Raw genomic sequence first — 20,453 nt, 5'->3', positions numbered from 1 at the left:
AGTGTTCGAGATTATTAATATCATGGCGAACTCATCACCATAACCTAATCTCAGCTAATAAAAAATTTTAATTTCTCATTCGCAGTTATATTCGTTGTAAAAGAACTGATTATTTGCCGCAGCGAGTTTTGTTTTTGAGGGAGAAAGTCTCCGTCTTTTTTACTCGTTTGGCTTTGCCGACGATTTCCCATACGGAAAAGGCCGTAAAAACCAATGTAGAGAATTGAGTTAGCCGGTCAAGGAAAAACGTGATTTATCTTTCCTATTTTTTTAGAGAAAAGAAGGAGAATTTTCCGGAAAAAATACTCCGCTTGGACCCCCCAAAAGCCGAACGGGAAATCACATTAGAAATCTATAAAATATTTCCAAGAAAGCCCCCGCGATAGCGATGCGAAGTGCTTTAGTCCGAGCGAAGCTCGGATGAGCGCGAATGCGCGAACACGTAGCAGCGCGACTCCCGCGAAGCGGGAGGATCGCCCAAAACTTAGATCAGTCGCAAATTTGTAAGGATCCGCTATTCTCAAAAGCGATCGAATCCAGACCTTCCGCAAACTCAATCGCCCAACCTTTTGAATCGAAAAGTATACCGGGACCTCCACTAACTGAAATACTCTTAGGGCGTTTGCGTCCCGAATCATATGAATAATTTGCACTGCTTCCATCTACATCTAAAGGAAATCCGTTCAGATCATAATCGCCATAACTTCGACTAGTGGAGTTGATTTCGTCGGTAGCAGACACTAAACGATGAGAGGGATCGTATGTATAAGTAAAATTATACAATACGTTATTCGGATTTGAAACGCTGGTCGCCTTGTTCCTTAGTAAACCTCTTTGAGAAGGGAAAAAACCGAAACCACCTCCGCCTGGAGGATTTACTACTCCCAATAATGCACCTTCAACGGAAGAAAAAGTCCTGTACTGAACGCTATTCCCATCGCTGCAAATATATTGCCTGTCGGAAACTGAACAGTTAAATGTAGCGATGGAACTCCCGGAGGAGAGATCCACTACAACGATAATCTTTGGAAGGTTGATGCATTTTTTGTTCATTAGTAATGCGAGGATTGTGCTCTTATCATCGGACGACCCGTCGCAATTCGTGAAAAAGGTAATGGTTAGTAAGAAGAATAAGGATACTGTTCTTTTTTTCATATTAGGTTTCTCTCAGATTTCGGTAAAAAAGTTTTTTCAATTTTCACAGAAAATGAGTTTAGCATGCCGCTTTCGAACGAACAATATCGGCTATTACTAGGTATCCTTTCGCTCTCTAGTAGAAATACGAAGAGGCTGGAAATATTTCCCAAAATTTCCAACACACCGTCACAAGACCTTACTTCGAACGTCTTTCTTTTAAAAGAGGAAACAAATGAACACAAGATTCAATTACGCCAAAGTGTATCCCCAGGTTTTGGAAAGAATGATGGAGATGGAAAACTTTGCGAAAAGCTCAGGGATCGAAACCAAACTTTATGAGCTAATAAAGATCAGAGCTTCTCAGATAAACGGCTGCGCTTTTTGTATTAACATGCACACCGTGGATGCGAGAAAATTAGGAGAAGAAGAAAGAAGGATCTATCTTTTGAACGCTTGGAGAGAGGCTCCTTATTATACCGAAAAAGAAAGAGCCGCTTTGGAATTAACGGAATATGTGACTAAAATTTCGGAGCATGGGGTTCCGGATGATCTGTATGCTAGGGTTCGGGCTCATTTTGAAGAAAAGGAATTTATCGCTTTGATCGTTGTGATCAATACAATCAATTCCTGGAACCGGATCGCGATCTCTACCGGGATGACCGCACCAAACTAAAAGCGGGTCTGTTTAAACCTTCATACGTTCCTTCTTGTCGAAGGGCGTATGAAAGATCCTTTCAATCTCTGTAGGCCACTATTCCAACTTAGTCGCCTCTAAGGTTTTTGTCAAAGATTGAGAAGTGCCTTTCAATCTTTCCAAACTAGTCCTGAGTTTTTCTGTGATCTCGGACATTTCCATAGATCTTTTGCTCAGATATTCTATCCCGTCCAGGATCTGTTTGGTTCCATTCGATTGTTCTAATGTAGAATTTTTCATTTCTCTGGAAAGATCGCGGATCTGCTTATTCTTTTCTTCTACTTCCGTAGATAAACTTTTCTGCCTGTCTACCGAATCTCCCACCTGAGCAAGCGCTTCTCCAATGGAACCGATTCCTGAGGTCAATTCACGGAAAGCCTGGACCAATTCTCCGAATTTTTCGGAACTTGTATCAGAAGCTTCTCCCAAGGCTCCGATCTGCTTTACAATCTCTTTCGCGTTTCTGGAGGAAGAATCCGCAAGTTTGCTTACTTCTTCTGCGACTACGGAAAAGCCTTTTCCTGCTTCTCCCGCCCTTGCTGCTTCGATGGCTGCATTCAAAGAAAGTAAATTTGTTTTTCCTGCGAGATCCTGGATCACTCCTAAGATCTTACTAACTTCTTGGACAGTTCCCTTAAATTGAGAAAACACGTCTAATGCGATTCGGACTGTACCCTCCCCTTCTATCGCGGTGGCTGCCGAACCTTCTCCCAAACTTCGAGCAAAGGATACTGCCTCGAAAACTCGGACCATTTGGTCCTTCCATTTATCGATAGAAGTAGAAGTATCGTCCCCAAATTCGTCCTGTTGTTCCGCCATCTTTGCGATAGATTCTATACTTGCTCCCATTTCTTCCAGAGTGGCGGATGTTTCTTCTACCATACTTGCTAGATCTCGGCTGCTATCCTCGTTTGCCTTGGCCACATCTTCTACATCTATTAAGGATTTGCGAAGTTCTTCCGCTACTGTTTCGGAACTGTGCAAGATCTCTTTCGCGGAGGTATAATTGCGAATAGCTCTTTCTTCTGCGCTTTGCGCTTCTTCTACCAATCTTCTTACGAATTTGGTTGCATAAGAGATTGTTACCCCGAATGCGAATAAGAACACTCCCATTAAAATTACAAGAGGAGATCTCAATCGGATCATTCCTTCATATCCCATAGTCAGAAGCTGAGGATTCAGAATGGTAAGCGTCATCGACATCGCTGTGAATTGAACTGCTAAAACTGTAGATGTGATAAAAGTGAATCTAGGATTGAACCTAAAAATGGTCCCTGCTAAAATTAGAAAATAGATCCCATAGTTGGCAGGACTCAAGATCCCATTCGGTTTCCATTGGTCTTCTGTTCCGAAATAACCAGCTTGCACGATCGCATAACCGATAAACTCCAGGAACACTGTAGCGTATTTCAACCAAGGTTTGTAGCCGAAAAACTTCATTACAAAAATGGAAAAGAAGATGATGAAGGAATACGCAACGATCCCTCCGATATAATAACCTAAAACTGCTTGGATCCCGCTTTTCCAAACTAATCCGAATGCGGTCCCGAAAATAAAAACTATGGTTAAAAAAATCCTTAGATAGTTTGCGGCAACTTCCCCTTGACGCTCCAATTCCAAATTTCTATTCATTATCCCTCGGTTAGGCGATTTTAGTTTTTAAGCTAAAATCGGTTCAAATCGACCGAGTGTCAAGCAGGGATATTATGCAGATCTAATTTAGAAGAATTAAAAGTCGATTGGGACCATTAATGCGAGTTCAAGTGTGCTCATGTGGATTGTATATCCTGAATCCTTGAACAACGGTCCATGCCAACTTAATCTAGCCTTCACGAACCCGAATTTAGGCGTTTCTACATAGATCATGTACGCAAAAACCTGTTTGTCTTTAGCGTTGATACTAGTCCTGGATAAGGCGCTCAAAGCCAATAATTCCAGAGGATTGTATTTATCCTGCAAATTTGCATAAACTAAAAGTGATATTACATCCGTAGAAAAATGGGTCCCTTGGCTGGCAAGATAGGCCCCCATCATTTCCAAATTATTACCTTGGCTTAAATTTAATAAAAGATAATTGAATATCGGATCTCCTCTTCTCAGATCCACCAAACCGGAACTCAATTGTATAAAACTCAATGTGTTCAGAAAAGTATCTCTATCACCCATCGCTCCATACATTTTTCCGATCGTTTCCCCTGGATCTCTAAAATCCACATTCCCTCTCATTCTCATGTCCGCTAATCCGAAGCCGAGTCCCATACGAAATCCGTCGACTTCCGGATTTCCCCAATAGAATGTTGGTATTATATAATTATAATCGACTTTAACATTAGTCCCAAGATCGGCTGTGACCGAATTTTTATCATTCGTCCCTGAACTACTGCTACTGCTGGAAGAAGAGGAACTCGAATCTGAAGAAGAACCCGTATCCGGAGCTGGGACAGAATAAGATTGTTTATCGAATTCTTTTTTGGCAGAATGAAACAGAAGTTGGACTCCGAATGCCTCGTTGATCCTGTAGTCCTTACTTCTAATATCAAAAAAGAAATTTGGCCTTTGAGACTCCGTAGTCATAGAGGCGGATCGTCCTCTTCCGCTGATATCCAAGTCGGAAATAAAATCGTAACTTCCTCCAGGCTGTATGGAGAAAAATCTGGCCTTAGTACTTTTAGGAACACCTAAGTCCCTGTCAAACCTGTTTGCTTTTTGTCCGGAATCGTAATGGTCCCTGATCTCTTTTAACACATCCTCATCCAGATCTGTCTTTAAAGGAGAAGCGAAATTAGAGATCGGAAATAAAACGCAGATTAAAAATAAAAAATAAAATTTTGCCAGGATGTTTCGCTTCATGTACTATAACGAAGAATATTCCTTCTATCAATCCCATTCGAGTCAACTAACAAAACGGATTGAATAAGTAATGCACTCATTTAAGATAGGAGCAATGGATTGGAGATTTAGATCCTTACTCATACTCGGCTTATCCTTCGTAACTTTAGGTTGTCTAAAAACATTTCCTGTATTGGAAGAACCTACCCCAGGGGAAGAAGGTTTAGTCGCTTTCGGATTGATCGTTGCCAAAGGCGGTATCTCAAATGGGATATTCAAGGGCTTAGAAGAATCTATTTCAAAAGAAACAAATCTCTCTTCTATCTCGGGCCAAAAGATCAATTTAGAAGATCCCGGCAAAGAAATGGAAGGAGATGGAAATTACAGATTTCTCTGGGTCCAAAAATTACAGTTAGGAAAATCAGAGAATGGCGCTCCTAAATATTTTGTAGTCACGAGACTTCCCCAAAATCAACCTTTGATCTTAGACAGCGCTTCGTATTCTTATACTACCACTCATACCTATACAACGGTAAACAAATATGGACATGTGCAAACACATACCTATACTGTGCTTCATACAAGTTCCATTCCGATAGAATATGATCCATTAGAAAAATCTAAATTCTACTTTTCCAATCCGGGAGGATTAGAGATCCGTTTTCTGGGAAATTTTATCGCCCATCCAAAAGGTATAAATCTATCATTTGGAGGTCCTTATACAGGCACTTACGTTCTGACAAATTTGGATACTTATCTAAAAGAAAATCCGAATTTCACTTCCGATTTCAAAAACAAATTTTATGGAAAGGAAGAAGTGAGTCCAAAAGGAGCGGAGATCCATTTTCTAAAAAGATTTATCAAAGAAAATCGATCTCGTTATTGGCAGGACATCGCGATCAAAAAACTTTTTAGGTTGGATCCTAAAACCAAGGAAGCTGCTATCAAAGCAAAGATCCCAATTCCGACTCAAGACTTAAGTTCTGAAAATTCGATCCAAGAAAACTAAGGCTTAGAGATCAGAGTATTGATCGTCCCACTAAAACCGGTCTCCAAGATCGTCCAAGAAGAAGGTTCCAATCCTGTTTCGGAATATACAATTCTTCCGGACCTTCCTGCACCTACGAATTGTTTCACATAAGAATTATAAGTTACACTTAAGAAATCAGGCATACCATTATCATAGGTGCAACTTCCTATAGAATCGTACACATTCCAGTTGGTTCCTGCGTCCGTGGAATTCATCCAAGTACAAGCGTCAGCTAATGCTACGATAAGATTTCCTTTATATGCAGCGGCATTCAATAATAGTCCATAAGTGTACTGACTCATAAGTACGTTCGTGACTACTTCTACCCAATCGCCTCCGGGTAATTTTCGATTCACATAATTTGCGCTATCACCTTGTCCGAACGTAAATCTGGAATGATTCGGCCCCGCATAAAACCAAGAAGTGCTAGGATTATAATTTGGCGGTGCATCCGGAAAAGCAGCATAGCCCATATAATCTGGGAGATCCGTATCCGCTACCCAGACCCCGGAAGAAGAATTGTATTTTAAGATCGCATCAGAATAAGAACCTGTTTCTCCCGAACACCTTGCTACCCCATTGTCGATTTCTAAATAACAGGTGGTAGTCAAACCCCCATCCACAGCCGGAGTCGGTCCTAATTTTTTGAAAACCCAGTTCATTCCGTCCAGACTCACTAATCCGTAATAGTCTTCATTTGCACCGGTTCCCATCTTATGACCGGAAGTGAAAAATAATCCGACACCTCCCACAGTACCGAACGTAACCGACCTAAGAGGAGTATTGGAATAACTTAATAAATTAGGACTCGGACAAGTATGTCTTACCCAATCCACACCGTCTGCGCTGCTCCAGAGACCGCAATTATTTGCGTTAGTCAGATAGGTATTGGTCAAGGTGCCGACAGCTACCCATCTTCCATTACCTTGTGCCAATCCATAGATCACTCCGCCGGAACAGCCGGTAAACGGAGTGGTACCGCCTTGTAGAATACTCCAATTAATTCCATCGGCAGAAGTAAAAAGAGAACAATTGTCTCCTGCGGCCATATACTCCGGCCCTGCATCTCTTCCGTTAATTGCTTCGGAAAGAGTAATGTCCATAAGTAGACCGATAGGAGATTTTGCGGAGTCTATATCTATCGATTTAGCTTGGTTACAGGCAGAGATAGAAAAGAAGAATAGAACAAAATAAATACGCTTCATGGCAGGTACTCCTGGCAATCAAACCACAATTGAAAGTCTAAAAATTTGCAAAATTTTCGAAAAAAAAATAAAGGATAGAACAAGCTCTAGAATTTTTTTTCTCTACCTAATAGTTCGGCTAACAGAACACCGGTGAGCACTAAACTACATCCGATCAAACCTGTTGCATCCAATCTTTCTTCCAAAGTGAAATAGGCAAGAATAGCGGAGAAGACTGGCTCCAAAGAAAAAATAAGTCCCGCTCTTGTAGGAGAGATCCCCTTTTGGTATTTCGTCTGTAAGAACGTGGTCCCTACGGAAGAGATCAAACCGTTATAAAATAAAGCAGGCATTACCTTGGAATCCATTTTGATAAACAAAGGTTCGAATTCCGTCCAGTGTAAGATGAATGCTAGAAAAAAAGCGAATACACTAGTCACTAATGTTTGGGACAAAAGAAGAATATCCAAAGGACAGGATTTACTCGCCTTATCCACATAGATAATGTATAAGGAAAAGAAAAACGCACCTCCCAAAGTAAGTACATCACCCAGATGATAAGATATTACTAATTTATTATCTTCTCCCACTGACTCAGCAGAAAGAAAGAATAGACCGAACGTTACTACGATCACTCCCAGAAGGTTCCCCGAGCTAGGCATACGTTTTAGAAATAAAGTCTGTAAGATAGGAGTGATGACCACCAAGGTCCCTGTCAAAAATCCGGACTTAGTGGCTGTTGTGTATTTTAAACCGACTGTCTCGAATGCGAATCCAAGAAACATCCAAAAACCCAATAGGAATGCTAAGAAGTATAAAGATTTGTTTGTCTTCCAATCAGGGTACGATACCGAGTTTTTTCGGTTCTTAAGAAGAATATAAATTACAAAAACAAAGGTTGCGATCGCGAATCTAATCCCAATAAACAAACAGGAAGAAATCGAAACCAAACTTAGTTTCGTAGCGGAGAAGGTTCCACCCCAGATCAAGGTACAAAAGATTAAGGCGGCCTCGTTTTTATATCTGTTCATGATCTTATTGGGCTGGAGCTTTTTTCCTTAAAACGATATCCACTGCCTTCCAGGATCTCCAAGTGGTCCCTTCCCAATTGACTGTCTCGTATCCTTCTTTTTCGACTTTTAACTTAATACCTCTGATCCCAGGAAAGGATTGGAAGAACATTCCGTCTTCCTTACGAGAAGTCCGGACTTCTCCATGATAAAAAAGAACCTTATCGTATTTGATATTCGCTACTAATGGACTTCCATGTTCGTCTTTGATCTTAAAATAAAGTTTACTTCCGTCGGCAATTTCTTCCAAAAGGATCGTCCAAGCCGGTCTTAAAGATTCTACAATTTTAGGAACATCCGAATATGGAGGATTTAAATGAGAAGATTCCACTAAATAAGCAAGAGTTCCATACTTAAAGAAATAATAATCTTGGTCGACTCCGTCCACTCCGTAAATATTCTTCTTAGCGCTGAAATTATGATTTGGATTTTTACTTTCTACAGAAGAAGCAATCTTCTTTCCCAAATTCCAAGCAAAGTCCGGCTCCGGATTGGAAGTGCCGTCTATCGTATAAGGAACCAAGATACAATTCGCAAAGGCATGATAACTGATTGAAGCGGCAAATCTCTCCTTCTCCGCTAAATTCATCATTGCTTGTGTCTCGGGCTCGGAACCTGGATATGGCCCTCTGAAAAATACACTATTGGAAGCGGAAGAAGTTTGGTTTGATTTTGTTTTTCCCCAGAAAAACGGATAGTTACGATTAATATCCACTCCCGGATTATCTTTTTCAGAGATCTGTCCCCAACCTGGATATCCGTTCTTTCTTCCCATAGACATATTCTCATGCCAGAACACTCTGGAACCATCCGGGTTTACGATCGGAACTACCCAGATCTTGAGTTTTGTAAACAAATCTCCATACTTCTTTTTATGAGCCAAAAGTTCATAGATCACATCATAACAATGTTCTACGGAAACAACTTCGTTGGAATGATGAGCACAATTGAATAGAACGGAAATTTTATCTTCTTCCGGAATAGTTGTATCCGTGAGTAAGATTGCTGGGATCTCTCTTCCCCTGCTGGATTTCCCAATTATCTTGTATTGGGTATGTTTCGGGAAAAGACGATGCACCCAATATAAATAATGAGAATTTAATATATTGTCTTTGTATCCTTTCTTAATATCTGCTAACGCAAAGATAGACTCCGACAAAGAATCCTGATAGTTTCCGGAGTAATATTTAAATGGCATTCCTTTTGCGATATTGATCCCTTCTTTAGGAAACCCATACGTTTTTAATTTTTCCTTAAGGATCACTGCATAACTATGATCCTTCTCTATGAATGTATAAGGTACTTCCCAATTAGTTACCTTCTCGAATTCTTCTCTGGCGCTTTTATCTATTTTCAGAAGAATAGAGACTGAGCCGTCGTTCAACGGTCTAGAAGGAATGGTTTCCCGGAGAATCGAGCAGGAAACTATATAAGAATAAAAAAAGAAGCCGAGTAGAAAGACCCGAAAGACGCCCGTCACAGTCGTAATTTTTTGAAAGGGAATCGGAAAGAAAAGAAAGATTCAGTAATGGAAAGGAATATTTATTAGGAATTCGTTCGGGAAAAAGATAGTACTCCTTCCCGAATCGTAATGGTATTTAGATTATTTTTTCTGCCAGAATTGGGAACGGCCAATCAAGGAGAATCCTATATAACCGCGGACTTCTAACTTCTTTCCGCCCTCGGTTGCTTTTAGGCTACATTTGTACCAAGTTCCGTCATTTGGATCTAAGATACGTCCGCCGGTCCATTTGTCTCCGTCAGCTCCTAGCCCTTTGATAATAACCATTCCTAAGATAGGCTTATCTTTTTCAGGTCCGTCACATTCTGTACAACGAGCAGGCTTTCCATCCTTATCGTTCGGATCGACAAGGCTCAGGATCTTTCCGAAGATCTTTCCGTCCTTCTCATAGATCTCAACTGTAGATTCTTCTTTGGTTCCTGCGTCATTAAATGTTCTCCATACTCCTGTGACAGGAGTAGGATCAGCGGAAAGACTAAATGCTCCCGCAAAGAATAAAGCGAATAAGAATATTACGTTGATTTTCTTCACAAAATCACCTCGTTAAAATAGGAATAAACGGGGAGAATTCTCCCCGCTGCTTGGAATTTTATTTTTTAAGCCAAGTTTGAGTTCTACCGATCAAAGAGAAACCAATGAACCCTCTAACGCTCAATTTAGCACCACCATCAGTGGCTTTTAATTTACATTTATATATTTTACCGTTATTAGGATCCATAATGGTTCCTCCGGTATATTCGTCATCGTCTAAGCTCAAACCTTTGATGATAACAAGACCAATAACCGGTTTGTCTTTATCTGCACCTTCACATTTGGTACAAACTTTCGGCTTACCATCTTTATCCAAAGGATCTCTTAAGCTAGCGATCTTTCCGTAAATTTTACCGCCATTCTCGTAGATCTCTACTACGGACTTTTCTTTACCGTCTTCGTCATCAATGGTTTTCCATTTTCCGACTACTGGAAGCGCGTCAGCAAATGTGGATTCACCCACTAAAAACGCCGCCAAAACGACAAACAAAACGAGTGATTTTTTCATTTTTGATTAACCCCTTAACGTTTCTATCGAAATCGGTTATATTTAGTCCTCTTTGGAACCTATCAAGCAAACTATTCTTTGAACCATATTTTTTGCTCAAAAAACCAGGATTTTATCGGAAAGAAATAAGGTTTTACGCAAAAACATGCAGTCTTATAGGTTAATTTATAAGAGAAGCCCGGTTTTTACCTGTTTTCTCAAGAGTATTTTTATGCCTTCAAATCACTTTATCCCCTATTCGCGAGTATTTCTATCCGTTCTTATCTCGGTATTTTTCCTATTTTACTGCTCTCAGGAAGATAAAAGTTCCAAATCAAACGATTTGATCGCATTATCCTTACTCGCAAACAGGGACCAAATCGCAGAGGCTTTGACCTCGGCCATGGACCCAGTATCAGGTTCTATGGAAGGTTTAAGCGGAGAAGGTGCATCGGTTGCTATCCGAGGAAATCGTATCAGTTGGCCTGAAAGGATTAGTTCCTTAGGACATCGCATTTGGAATAAGGGACCTGATTTTGGAGAATTAGAAGCTTATAATTTTTCATTCAACTGTTGGGGAGGAGGAAATTATTCCAGGCAAGTATCCTCCACCGATGCAAGCGCGTATGACTTCTTGGATTATGTTTTGGATGGGAACGATCCTTCTTCTTCTTTCTTAGTTTCAAAAGAATTCGGGAATTGCAAATTTTTACCTTTCAGCAATTGGACAATCGATGGACTGACAGAAAATATTTGGAGTAATCTTTCCGCTTCTTCTCCTTTCGTACAAAACGGTACGAATTTGAAAATTGGTGTGAATCGTACGATCCAAAATTCATTCCAAGGAATTTCCGTAAAAGTAACCGGAACCGGTGCACCACTTTCTTACGCTGCGGGAGCTCCTACTACCAACCAGGCATACTCTTTAACTTGGAATAATATTCTCACTGGAGCTTCTCCTGGAATTTCTTCTTACTCCCAAGACGTTTCCGTTTTGAGAGAAGGTTATTCCGGAACAGATCTGATCTTTTCTCACCAGGTATCTTCCCTGAGTTCTTTGCAGTATGGTGCGGATAGAAGCGACTCTAATCCTTTGTCATGGTATCGCTTGTGGAGTGCGGGTTCTTTACAAGTAGTCCATGTGGAGAAAAATTTCACGTTGACTCTCTCAGTAGATGAGCCTGTGAAATGGAAATACGTGGATTGCCTTCCTAGATCCGGAAAAGTATCCTTCACTTTGAGCGGAGATCTGACCGGCACTGGATCCATCTCTTTCTCCAGTGGCTCCGGTTATTATATTTACACCGTGACTGATTCGGATGGGAACAATTCTACAGAGCAGGGAAATCTAGACTTCTCCTCTTGTAGCGTTCCGCTTTTTATTCTCTAAAAATTTCTCTTGCATAAGAATGCACCTGGACGAATCCTCTTGGGAAAGGACTCTTCCAGGTTTGATGAACTCGCTTTCCTTTCGTCCGATCCATTTTATCATTCTATTTTTATCTATAATCTTTCTGATCGCCCCTCATTTGCTGGGATCTCCTGACCCGAGCAAACCCTGCTACGGAAAAAAAATCAAAGGAATGCAATGTATTCCGGAAGGATATTTTATCCGGGGAAGTAATACCCACGATCCGGACGAGGCTCCGGAACAAAAAATTTATCTCAGCGACTTCTTCATAGATCTATACGAGGTCACAAATGAAGACTTCAGCAAATGTATAGAAGAAGGCTCCTGCAAAGATTGTCTCTATAACGGGACCTGCGATTATATAGGCCCTGCCTATGGTGATCTATATCTAAAACCGAAACAACCTGTGCTTGGAGTGAGTTGGTATACCGCAAAAGAATATTGTGAATGGGTGGGCAAAAGACTCCCAACGGAAGCGGAGTGGGAGAAGGCAGCCAGAGGTCCGAAAGGAAATCTATTTCCATGGGGAAACAAACCCGCCAACTGTAAGTTAGCCGTCATCGAAGAAGACGAACGAAAAGGCTGCGTATATAAAAAGATCAATCCTCCGAATTTAATGCCCACCGCTCCGGTGGGAAGTAGACCTGCAGGAGTATACGGACTATTTGATATGGCCGGAAATTCCTGGGAGTGGGTCCAGGATTGGTACTCCGAAAATTACAAAGCATGCGGAGAAGCATGCAACGGAAAAGATCCGAAAGGCCCTTGCGAGGGAGAAGATAACTGTCCCGGTTTTGATAAAAAAACCCTAAAAGGTGGATCTTGGTGGTGGCCCTCAAGTTATGCAAGAGGCTCCAAAAGAAGAGCACATGTCCCTCAAAATTATCCGGAATACCATCATTTTGGGTTCCGTTGTGCGAAAGACGCAGGTTAAAAAGCTATACAACCGACAGCGCTCTTATAAACAAATACGTAAGAAGCCAAAAATGGTCATGCGAAATGAAAACAAAAAATCTAAAGAAACCTATCGTTTCTCTCTTGTTGGTCCTACTACTGGAACAATGCGGACCTACAGAGCCTTCTCCAGTCGCAGGAATGGAGACCCCATCTACAAATTGGGAACAAGATAAAAGTCCTTTTATAATTTCTAACTGGGCATTTTCCGAAATCCCTGCCGGAAATTTCTTCCACGGACATTTCCCGGTTTTACCTGGACAAAATCCTGAAAATCCTTCCGGGCAAGACTCTTACAAAATAGAATCTTTTTTGGCCGCACCTTCTAATATCTCGAATTATAATCCAAAACAAAAAGATTCCTCTTTCGTATTCTTTCATTCCGTAAAAAGAAGTAAAAACGATCTAGATATATTACTTTCTGCTTATATACCTTTCTGTCCATCCGGCTGTTATTTGGGAGTAAAATCGGAAGGAAAAGAACAAATGATCGTACCAGGAGAATCGGAAGATTCCTCCAAACCCAGGATCGTAGTCATTCCATTCCAAAATGAAGAAGTTACACTAGCCCTCCAATTATTCCCTTTCAACGGGCCCAGGAACATGATGGAAAATCCGGTAGTAGGCAGTTTCTCGGAAGTGCAAACCGTCTATCTGGTAAAAGCGCTTAGAGTGTTGCTGTTCAGCTCTTTGGAATTTTTTTCCTTCTTCTTTTTTGCTTTCATTTATATCAGAAGACCACAGGACAAATTTAATCTTTCCTTTTCCCTTCTAAACTTGTCCTTGGCGATCTGGTATCCGGCTTACGAAGGTTGGTTCCAATACGTAGTAGATTCCCCCTGGACTTGGGTTATTTTCGGCTATTCCCTCGGAGCTTTTCTCCCCATTCTATTTTACGAATTTACGATCGGGATCTTTCAAGCTCCCCGAAACATTCCGGGAAGAACATTACAATTTCTTTTTATTCTTCTGACCATCTGGCCTTCTTTGGAGTTCGGTCTCACGGGAGGACATCAGTTTTTCGGAAAAGTGGCCTTCCAAATATTTTTAGTCATATTAGTATTCTTTTATATGAATACTCTGTACATTTTCTTTAGATACAGACGGAGTAGCATTCTATCTTTTCGATGGGTGGTCACCGGCCTAATACTTGTCGCAGTGTCTTCTTTTTATACTGTGATGAGTTTTGCAGGTTTCGGCCCGGCCCAGCCTTGGGTAAACGAAAGTTTCTTAGTGTTAACGTTACTTTTCAGTCTTGCTCTTGCAAAAAGATACGCGGAAGTTTTTAGAGCTCTAGAAAAATCGGAAGGGAAACTCAAATCCTTAAACGAATCTCTGGAAACAAAGGTAGAAGAAAGAACCAAAATTATAGAACTCCAAAAAGCTGAACTTGTACAAAAAGGAAGAATTTTAGCGAAAGACCTTTCCATTGCAGGAAAGATCCAAAACGCACTGCTTCCAAGAGAATTACCGGTTATCCCGAACGCAAGGATCTCGTATAGATACAAACCGATGATGGAGATCGGCGGAGATCTATTGGATGTGATCTACGATCCTTCCATAAGTTCTTTGGGAATGTTCATTGGAGATGTAACCGGCCATGGAGTCTCCGCAGCGCTATTGGCGTCCATGTTAAAAATGACTTTGGGAGATTGGTCCATTCTTCTTCAAGATCCGTCTTCGCTTCTATTACATATTCGTAATCAATTCGAAGGAAAACTAGACGGCCATTTTATTACCGCTACTTTAGTAACCGTAGATCTAAGATCGGGTAAAACATTGATCGCAAATGCGGGACATCCCGAATGCCTTGTCTTAAGAAAAGGTGGAGTTGTAGAATTTTACAGACCTAAAGGAGTCGCGATCTACGAGGCGATCCCAACCGCTTACCAAACAGAGTCGGTAGACTTATTACCAGGCGACAAGGTAGTATTGTATACCGATGGCATTCCCGATTCAAGAAATTCAGAAGGAGAATTTTTCGGAGAAGATCGTTTATCCGACCTACTCAGGAAAAATTCTTTTAGACCTCCTGAAGAGCTCTGCGATTCGGTCTTACATGGAGTTCAAGCTTTCCAAGGAGAATTCCAACATCAAGACGATATGGCCTTGTTGGTCATGGAATATTTAGGCTAATTCAGGCCAGGCGCGGCTAGGCTCCTTAATCTTTAAAGAGAGCAATGAATTTGCGTATTTAGGTAAATGTAGATCTTCTGCAAGTTTTGCAGCTTCGTTTAAATAAGAATTAATAAGATCAGAGATCTGTTTTTCTAACTGGATTTCTTCTAAAAGTCCTAAAATTTCCCGCTTATTATTTCTTTTCCAATCTTGCCTTTTGTCTTCCGGAAGAAAATAGATCATAGAAGAAATATCCTCATTCTCCAAGTCTTCGGTTAAATCCTGGTAATCGTCTAAAAGCCTCCAAGCCACACCGAAGAATTCGTACATTCTCCTCACAAGTTCTGCTTGGTCCTTGGAGAAAAATGATCTTGCAAGTAAATAAGGCTGTAAGGACCAAATCCCCATTTGAGAACGAAATCTGGAGAGATGTGCTTCTAAACTTTCCACAATTCCTAAATCTACAATGGATTTGAAATATCTATCTATAAATTCGTCTGCGATCAGAACACCGTCATGCACTTCTCTGCCGAATAATTTGCTGGATTGGGCATATCTAGTCCAAGCCTCGGTCCTTAGTTGCAGAATGATATGATTGGCTCTTAAAGATCCATCCGTCAAATGATCGTCTAACGAGTGTAATAATAATGCGGAAGAATGTGATTCCAGTAGTAAGGTCAACCAAGGATTTTCCCAAGGCAACCCGTGAGCAGATTCGTTAATCCAATACAGGATAGAATAACTTGGACTATGATATTTTCTTAAAAAATTGAATCCTTCCGTTACGCTGTTTTGGGAATATTTATATAAAAATAAAACCGCCTCTGTTCTGAGGGAAATTGGCAATCCATAACAAATACTTAAAGCGGAGCGATTCAGTAACTTGTAGAATTCTTCCGCCTCTTCGGGGTTATCCGAAAGACCGAAATCTAGCCTTTGCATAGCCATATTTTGGAGAAATTTCTTTTTTTTACCATTTATTTAATTTATTCTTCAAAATTTTTGTGATAATTAAGGTTTTTCAAACATTCTTTCCGGAAATAATATTCTATTTTGGTATTTTAGAAATTGATAACGGTCTTATCTCAATCTAGGTAGATTCCGCTCCTCAGACAGCGAAGCTAAAAGTGGATTATGTCTCTTAATGAGGAAAGGAGGTCAGAATATGCACGTTATACTCCTTGTTAACCGAAATCGAACCTTTAGAAAATTATAAAATCGGAATGCAGATTCCGAACTTCTTCCAATATTTTTCTTGCGAATTCTAAATCGGAGACAATCCTCCTGAGATCGGTGGGAAATAGTTTGAGAACTTTTTTAGATTTTGTTCATACGGAAAAAGCTAACCATCCTCAATTTATACTCAGCATAGAAAAAGAAGATCCTAATTTTTTACAAAATTGGTTCTTAACGATAGGTTATGATGTTTCCACTTGGGAATGTTCCAAGGTGATTGAAACATTTAAGACCACATTAAGTCATAAAACCAGGGATGGCGTTCCTTCTACCCTACATTAAAATTCTATAATAACCAGTTCCAGGTTAGATGATCGAATCCTGGAAAGTGGCAGATTATATTGCTATCCCGAATAAGATCTGCAGTTGAGCCCCGTACGGATTCTGATGAGTTCTGGCCTCTTTTTCAGGCTCTTGCCAATCTTTTTGTAATTGTCTATAATCCCAATTTGTATTGGCGCCGTAAGAACCTCTTTGTTCATGAGTGGTTCTTTCCGGATAAAATAGGATATTTCCTCCTACATGGATAAAAAATCCTGAATTGAAAACGTACCGGAAACCGGCTCCCGCAGAAAGAAAAAGTTTTTGTTGGGAAATATTCCAAGCATAGTCCCTATAATTTCCGCTCGGAACATAGGTCTCTGTCTTTCTTTGTTTTTCAGAATAAGTTTCTAATCCCCCGCCAGCTGCAAAATAATAAGGTCCTGAAAAAGGAAACCATTCCATTTGAAGCGCAACTTGCCTTTGGATCTTTTCCGAATTTGTAAGAGTAAATACTCCAGACAGATCAGACTGCACACCATTCACATCCAAATCGAATCTTTGGATCACTCTTTGTTCCTGCCATTGGAGAGAAGCAGCCAATTTAGAAGAAAATTGGATCCCTGAACCGAACCAACTCAGACCGTTTGCAGTAAAACCTCCAATGAAAAATTTTCTGGAACCTCTTCTCCCCGCCTGTTCGAGTTCACCCGGAACAGGGGCAAGATCGTTACTTCCTTGGGCGAAAGCCGCAGGTGCAATCAATAAGAAGAATACGAAAATTAGTTTTTGAACGAGTTTCTGTTTCATACGGGTCCTAAAGCCGATCCAGGATTCCAAATTTATTTGGAAAGGTCAAGCTACTCGGAGGAGACGTAGACAGTTCCGCCTTTATTTAAAAATTCTTGGGATTTTTCTTTGAATCCCTCTTCCATGGCCTTCTCGTCCGAAATTCCTTTCTCTTCTGCATATTTTCTAAGTTCTTGGGTCAAATGCATGGAGCAGAAATGAGGCCCGCACATGGAACAAAAATGCGCAGTTTTCATTCTATCTTGAGGTAATGTCTCGTCATGAAAGGACTGAGCGGTATCCGGATCCAAGGAAAGTGCAAACTGGTCGTCCCATCTGAACTCGAACCTTGCCTTACTTAATAGATCGTCTCTTTCTTTGGCCCCTGGATGTCCTTTGGCAAGATCGGCCGCATGTGCTGCAATCTTATAGGCGAGCACTCCTTGTTTTACGTCTTCTTTATCAGGAAGTCCCAAATGCTCTTTGGGAGTTACATAACAAAGCATTGCGGTCCCATGCCAACCTATCATCGCAGCACCAATCGCAGAAGTGATATGATCGTAACCAGGTGCGATATCAGTAACTAGAGGTCCTAAAGTATAGAATGGAGCTTCCTTACAAATTTCCATCTGCAAATCTACATTCTCCTTGATCTTATCCATTGGAACATGGCCTGGACCTTCAATCATTACTTGGATGTCTTCTTTCCAAGCTATCTGTGTAAGCTCACCCAAGGTCCTTAATTCGGAGAATTGTGCCTCGTCGTTTGCATCCGCAATACTTCCAGGACGTAAACCGTCACCCAAGGAGAAAGACACTCCGTACTTTTTCATTACCTTACAGATCTCCTCAAAACCTGTGTAGAGGAAATTTTCCTGATGATGTGCCAGGCACCATTTTGCAATGATGGACCCACCCCTGGAAACAATACCTGTCACTCTCTTAGAGGTCAGTGGAATGTACCTGAGAAGGACTCCCGAGTGAATTGTAAAATAATCCACACCCTGTTCCGCTTGTTCTTCCAAAGTTTCTAAAAATACAGAAAGACTTAAATTTTCCGCCTTACCTTTTACTTTTTCCAGAGCCTGGTAGATTGGGACTGTTCCAATTGGAACAGGAGAATTACGTATGATCCATTCTCTTGTCTCATGGATATTCTTTCCAGTAGATAGATCCATCACGGTGTCAGCTCCCCACTTAATGGACCAGCGGAGCTTCTCTACTTCTTCTTCAATAGAAGAAGAAAGAGCGGAGTTTCCTATATTCGCGTTTATTTTCACCAGGAAGTTTTTGCCAATGATCATCGGCTCTAATTCAGGATGGTTCTTATTGGAAGGGATGATCGCTCTACCTCTGGCGATCTCACTTCTCACGAATTCAGGATCCATTCCCTCACGAAGAGCAACATATTGCATCTCTTCAGTTATCAATCCTTGTTTTGCGAAATACATTTGGGAATGATTTTGGACGGGAGAAGGTCCTGAACTTCTTTTATGGATCCATTCCGCCCTAAGCTTAGGGATCCCTGCCTTCCAATCGGAAGGATTCCATCCGTCTTTCCAAGGACCTTCTGTAGTGTATGCGCTATAAACGGATCCGTTGCTTAAGCGTATCTCTTTTCGAGGGATCTCGAATGGAGTTAGAGTTTGATTGGATTCCATAGTGTTTCTCCCATGTCGGGGGAAAATTCCGGAATCTGAAAAACGGGGAAAAGAAAAAGGATCCGGGAGAAAGTCCATGCGAAATTTATAATCTTTCGCGGACCTAGATCTCGGATGTTTGTTTTTTTCCGTTTCCCTTCGCAGGCATTATCCTGATCAGGTTCCGGGGACTCTCTCAGAGACTTTTGGTCCCACCCCCAACGGTTCTCTCCATTGGATTCCTAAATTCTAGTCTTGCAAGGAGTTTTTACGGAACTTCTCACTTGAATTCGTGAGGGAAAATTCACTGATTTTTCTCGAAGCTAAAAAAATCGAAATTAACGAACGGACGTTAAGCTTCGAATGGAAGAGGAAGTGAATATTTATTTTTTACAACAAATGTTCAAAATAAAATCCTATATAACAGACTTTTTTATTTTATCCAGAATATCTGTTTGACACTCAGGTCCGTGTCGATATTGTCCTGTCCAACGCTTGGACCCACGATAGACATAAACGGTCCAGGTGAAAAACCACTCTACTATACGAAAAGTTTAAGGAGCTATTTAAATGGTTCGTAACATCACGAAAGCTTTGTTAGTTTTCGCCGTACTTTGTTCTTCATTCGGCTTGAGCGCAAAGTCTTACATCACTGGAGGCCTCGGTCTCCAATTTGACCTGGGATCATTGGGCGATACAATTGCAACTGATGGTTTGGACGCATCTGGAAGTTATGCTACTACTGATTCCACTGGAACTCAGAATGGGGTTCTTCCTCGTCGTGCAATCATTCCTGAAAACCGTCTGTTAAGTTTACAACACACTACAATGGGATTAGTCAGCGCTAAAACCAGCGGAGCAATGACTGGACTTACAGTTTCCTTAGGATATGAGCAGGATTTCGGAAAAGCTTTCTTCTGGAGAGCAAATGCACACTACACTCGTAAAGTTATGGGTGGAGATACTAATGCAAAATTCTTAGGGCAAAGTTTCTATGATATCACTTGGGACTACCATGCACTCCAAGTGCCAGTAAACGTAGGTATCAAACTTTCCGTTACTGAAGATACTTCCTTTTACATCGGAGCTGGGGTTCACTACTTCAATGGTGGATGGAGCTTAGCGGGAAACAACCGTTTGAATGACGTTCACAATGCTGTGGTTAATGCTTTAGTTGCTGGCGGGCAAACCCTCGCGCAAGCACAGTCCTCCACTATCGCTGGCTTACTTGCTGATGGAACTGATCCTTCTGCGAACTACGAAAAAACTACCTTCCAAGTTTCCGGAGTTGCTCCAAACTGGCTAATCGGAGCTCAATCTAGAATTTCCGACAAAGGTCATATCTTTATGGAAGTTGAGACTCTGTTCTCCTTCAAATATGGTATCGGTCACCCGAGATCAGCAGGTGGCGCGCAAGGTTTAGCACCTTCCGTTGCTTATCCTCAAGTTCTTGGTGGAAACCAGTACAGATTCGGATACAAACACGAGATCTAATTCAAGATCTTTGTTTGGATTATGCAAAGGCTCTCCGTTTCGGAGGGCCTTTTTTATTTTCACATG

18 protein-coding genes and 1 riboswitch are annotated in these 20,453 nt (G+C 41.1%); of the genes, 7 read left to right on the top strand and 11 right to left on the bottom strand.

What is annotated here, in order from left to right:
• Nucleotides 1-489: 489 nt before the first annotated feature.
• Nucleotides 490-1,155, bottom strand: a complete 666-nt coding sequence (locus LPTSP_RS01270) for a hypothetical protein (RefSeq protein ID WP_108927040.1) — start codon at nt 1,153-1,155, stop codon at nt 490-492.
• Between the two features lie 214 nt (nt 1,156-1,369).
• Between LPTSP_RS01270 and LPTSP_RS01265 the strand changes: the two genes are divergently transcribed.
• Nucleotides 1,370-1,810 carry a carboxymuconolactone decarboxylase family protein gene (locus LPTSP_RS01265; protein WP_108927039.1) on the top strand — a complete coding sequence of 147 codons (441 nt, stop codon included), beginning with the start codon at nt 1,370-1,372 and terminating at the stop codon, nt 1,808-1,810.
• A 78-nt stretch (nt 1,811-1,888) separates the two neighbouring features.
• Here LPTSP_RS01265 and LPTSP_RS01260 read toward each other — a convergent pair whose 3' ends face one another.
• Nucleotides 1,889-3,463: a methyl-accepting chemotaxis protein gene (locus LPTSP_RS01260; RefSeq protein ID WP_108927038.1), complete on the bottom strand. Its 1,575-nt coding sequence runs from the start codon at nt 3,461-3,463 to the stop codon at nt 1,889-1,891.
• Nucleotides 3,464-3,559: 96 nt separating this feature from the next.
• The gene (locus LPTSP_RS01255) at nt 3,560-4,681 is read right to left on the bottom strand and encodes a hypothetical protein (RefSeq protein ID WP_108927037.1); all 1,122 of its coding nucleotides are present in this window, start codon (nt 4,679-4,681) and stop codon (nt 3,560-3,562) included.
• A 70-nt stretch (nt 4,682-4,751) separates the two neighbouring features.
• Here LPTSP_RS01255 and LPTSP_RS01250 point away from each other — a divergent pair, with 70 nt between their 5' ends.
• Entirely contained in the window at nt 4,752-5,669 is a 918-nt protein-coding gene (locus tag LPTSP_RS01250; RefSeq protein ID WP_108927036.1) for a hypothetical protein, read from the top strand.
• Here LPTSP_RS01250 and LPTSP_RS01245 read toward each other — a convergent pair.
• The 5 genes from LPTSP_RS01245 to LPTSP_RS01225 all read right to left on the bottom strand — a co-directional run bounded on the left by LPTSP_RS01245 (nt 5,666) and on the right by LPTSP_RS01225 (nt 10,505).
• A complete protein-coding gene (locus LPTSP_RS01245) occupies nt 5,666-6,895 on the bottom strand; it encodes a hypothetical protein (RefSeq protein WP_108927035.1) in 1,230 nt (409 codons plus the stop codon). The genes LPTSP_RS01250 and LPTSP_RS01245 overlap by 4 nt on opposite strands.
• An 86-nt stretch (nt 6,896-6,981) precedes the next feature.
• Nucleotides 6,982-7,905, bottom strand: a complete 924-nt coding sequence (locus tag LPTSP_RS01240; RefSeq protein ID WP_108927034.1) for a DMT family transporter — start codon at nt 7,903-7,905, stop codon at nt 6,982-6,984.
• Nucleotides 7,906-7,909: 4 nt separating this feature from the next.
• On the bottom strand, nt 7,910-9,424 hold the full coding sequence (locus tag LPTSP_RS01235; RefSeq protein ID WP_108927033.1) for a M14 family zinc carboxypeptidase: 1,515 nt from the start codon (nt 9,422-9,424) through the stop codon (nt 7,910-7,912).
• Nucleotides 9,425-9,547: 123 nt separating this feature from the next.
• Complete coding sequence (locus tag LPTSP_RS01230; RefSeq protein WP_108927032.1) at nt 9,548-9,997, bottom strand: DUF2147 domain-containing protein; 450 nt, start codon at nt 9,995-9,997, stop codon at nt 9,548-9,550.
• A gap of 58 nt (nt 9,998-10,055) precedes the next feature.
• Nucleotides 10,056-10,505, bottom strand: a complete 450-nt coding sequence (locus tag LPTSP_RS01225) for a DUF2147 domain-containing protein (RefSeq protein ID WP_108927031.1) — start codon at nt 10,503-10,505, stop codon at nt 10,056-10,058.
• 211 nt (nt 10,506-10,716) lie between these two features.
• On the opposite strand from LPTSP_RS01225, the gene LPTSP_RS01220 reads away from it, so the two are divergent.
• From LPTSP_RS01220 to LPTSP_RS01210, 3 genes are all read left to right on the top strand, one after another.
• Nucleotides 10,717-11,874, top strand: coding sequence for a hypothetical protein (locus LPTSP_RS01220; RefSeq protein WP_108927030.1), 1,158 nt, complete (start codon nt 10,717-10,719; stop codon nt 11,872-11,874).
• Nucleotides 11,875-11,938: 64 nt separating this feature from the next.
• A complete protein-coding gene (locus LPTSP_RS01215; RefSeq protein WP_108927045.1) occupies nt 11,939-12,829 on the top strand; it encodes a formylglycine-generating enzyme family protein in 891 nt (296 codons plus the stop codon).
• A 65-nt stretch (nt 12,830-12,894) separates the two neighbouring features.
• The gene (locus LPTSP_RS01210; protein WP_108927029.1) at nt 12,895-14,985 is read left to right on the top strand and encodes a PP2C family protein-serine/threonine phosphatase; all 2,091 of its coding nucleotides are present in this window, start codon (nt 12,895-12,897) and stop codon (nt 14,983-14,985) included.
• Here LPTSP_RS01210 and LPTSP_RS01205 read toward each other — a convergent pair.
• Nucleotides 14,977-15,909: a class 1 isoprenoid biosynthesis enzyme gene (locus tag LPTSP_RS01205; protein WP_174704409.1), complete on the bottom strand. Its 933-nt coding sequence runs from the start codon at nt 15,907-15,909 to the stop codon at nt 14,977-14,979. The two genes, LPTSP_RS01210 and LPTSP_RS01205, sit on opposite strands and share 9 nt — an antisense overlap.
• A 363-nt stretch (nt 15,910-16,272) precedes the next feature.
• Here LPTSP_RS01205 and LPTSP_RS01200 point away from each other — a divergent pair, with 363 nt between their 5' ends.
• Nucleotides 16,273-16,485: a hypothetical protein gene (locus tag LPTSP_RS01200; protein ID WP_108927044.1), complete on the top strand. Its 213-nt coding sequence runs from the start codon at nt 16,273-16,275 to the stop codon at nt 16,483-16,485.
• Nucleotides 16,486-16,539: 54 nt separating this feature from the next.
• Here the strand turns inward: LPTSP_RS01200 and LPTSP_RS01195 are convergent, their stop codons facing one another.
• Together LPTSP_RS01195 and thiC are read right to left on the bottom strand one after the other, a co-directional pair.
• Entirely contained in the window at nt 16,540-17,274 is a 735-nt protein-coding gene (locus LPTSP_RS01195; RefSeq protein WP_108927043.1) for a hypothetical protein, read from the bottom strand.
• Nucleotides 17,275-17,324: 50 nt separating this feature from the next.
• Nucleotides 17,325-18,914, bottom strand: a complete 1,590-nt coding sequence (gene thiC / locus LPTSP_RS01190; RefSeq protein ID WP_108927042.1) for a phosphomethylpyrimidine synthase ThiC — start codon at nt 18,912-18,914, stop codon at nt 17,325-17,327.
• A gap of 116 nt (nt 18,915-19,030) precedes the next feature.
• Nucleotides 19,031-19,123, bottom strand: a riboswitch (TPP riboswitch).
• Nucleotides 19,124-19,463: 340 nt separating this feature from the next.
• On the opposite strand from thiC, the gene LPTSP_RS01185 reads away from it, so the two are divergent.
• On the top strand, nt 19,464-20,387 hold the full coding sequence (locus LPTSP_RS01185; RefSeq protein WP_108927027.1) for a porin OmpL1: 924 nt from the start codon (nt 19,464-19,466) through the stop codon (nt 20,385-20,387).
• The last annotated feature ends 66 nt before the right edge of the window (nt 20,388-20,453 follow it).

Source organism: Leptospira johnsonii (assembly GCF_003112675.1).
Classification (GTDB): domain Bacteria; phylum Spirochaetota; class Leptospiria; order Leptospirales; family Leptospiraceae; genus Leptospira_B; species Leptospira_B johnsonii.
The sequence above is the reverse complement of the archived record's forward strand: the minus strand, read 5'-3'. Positions and strand labels throughout refer to the sequence as shown.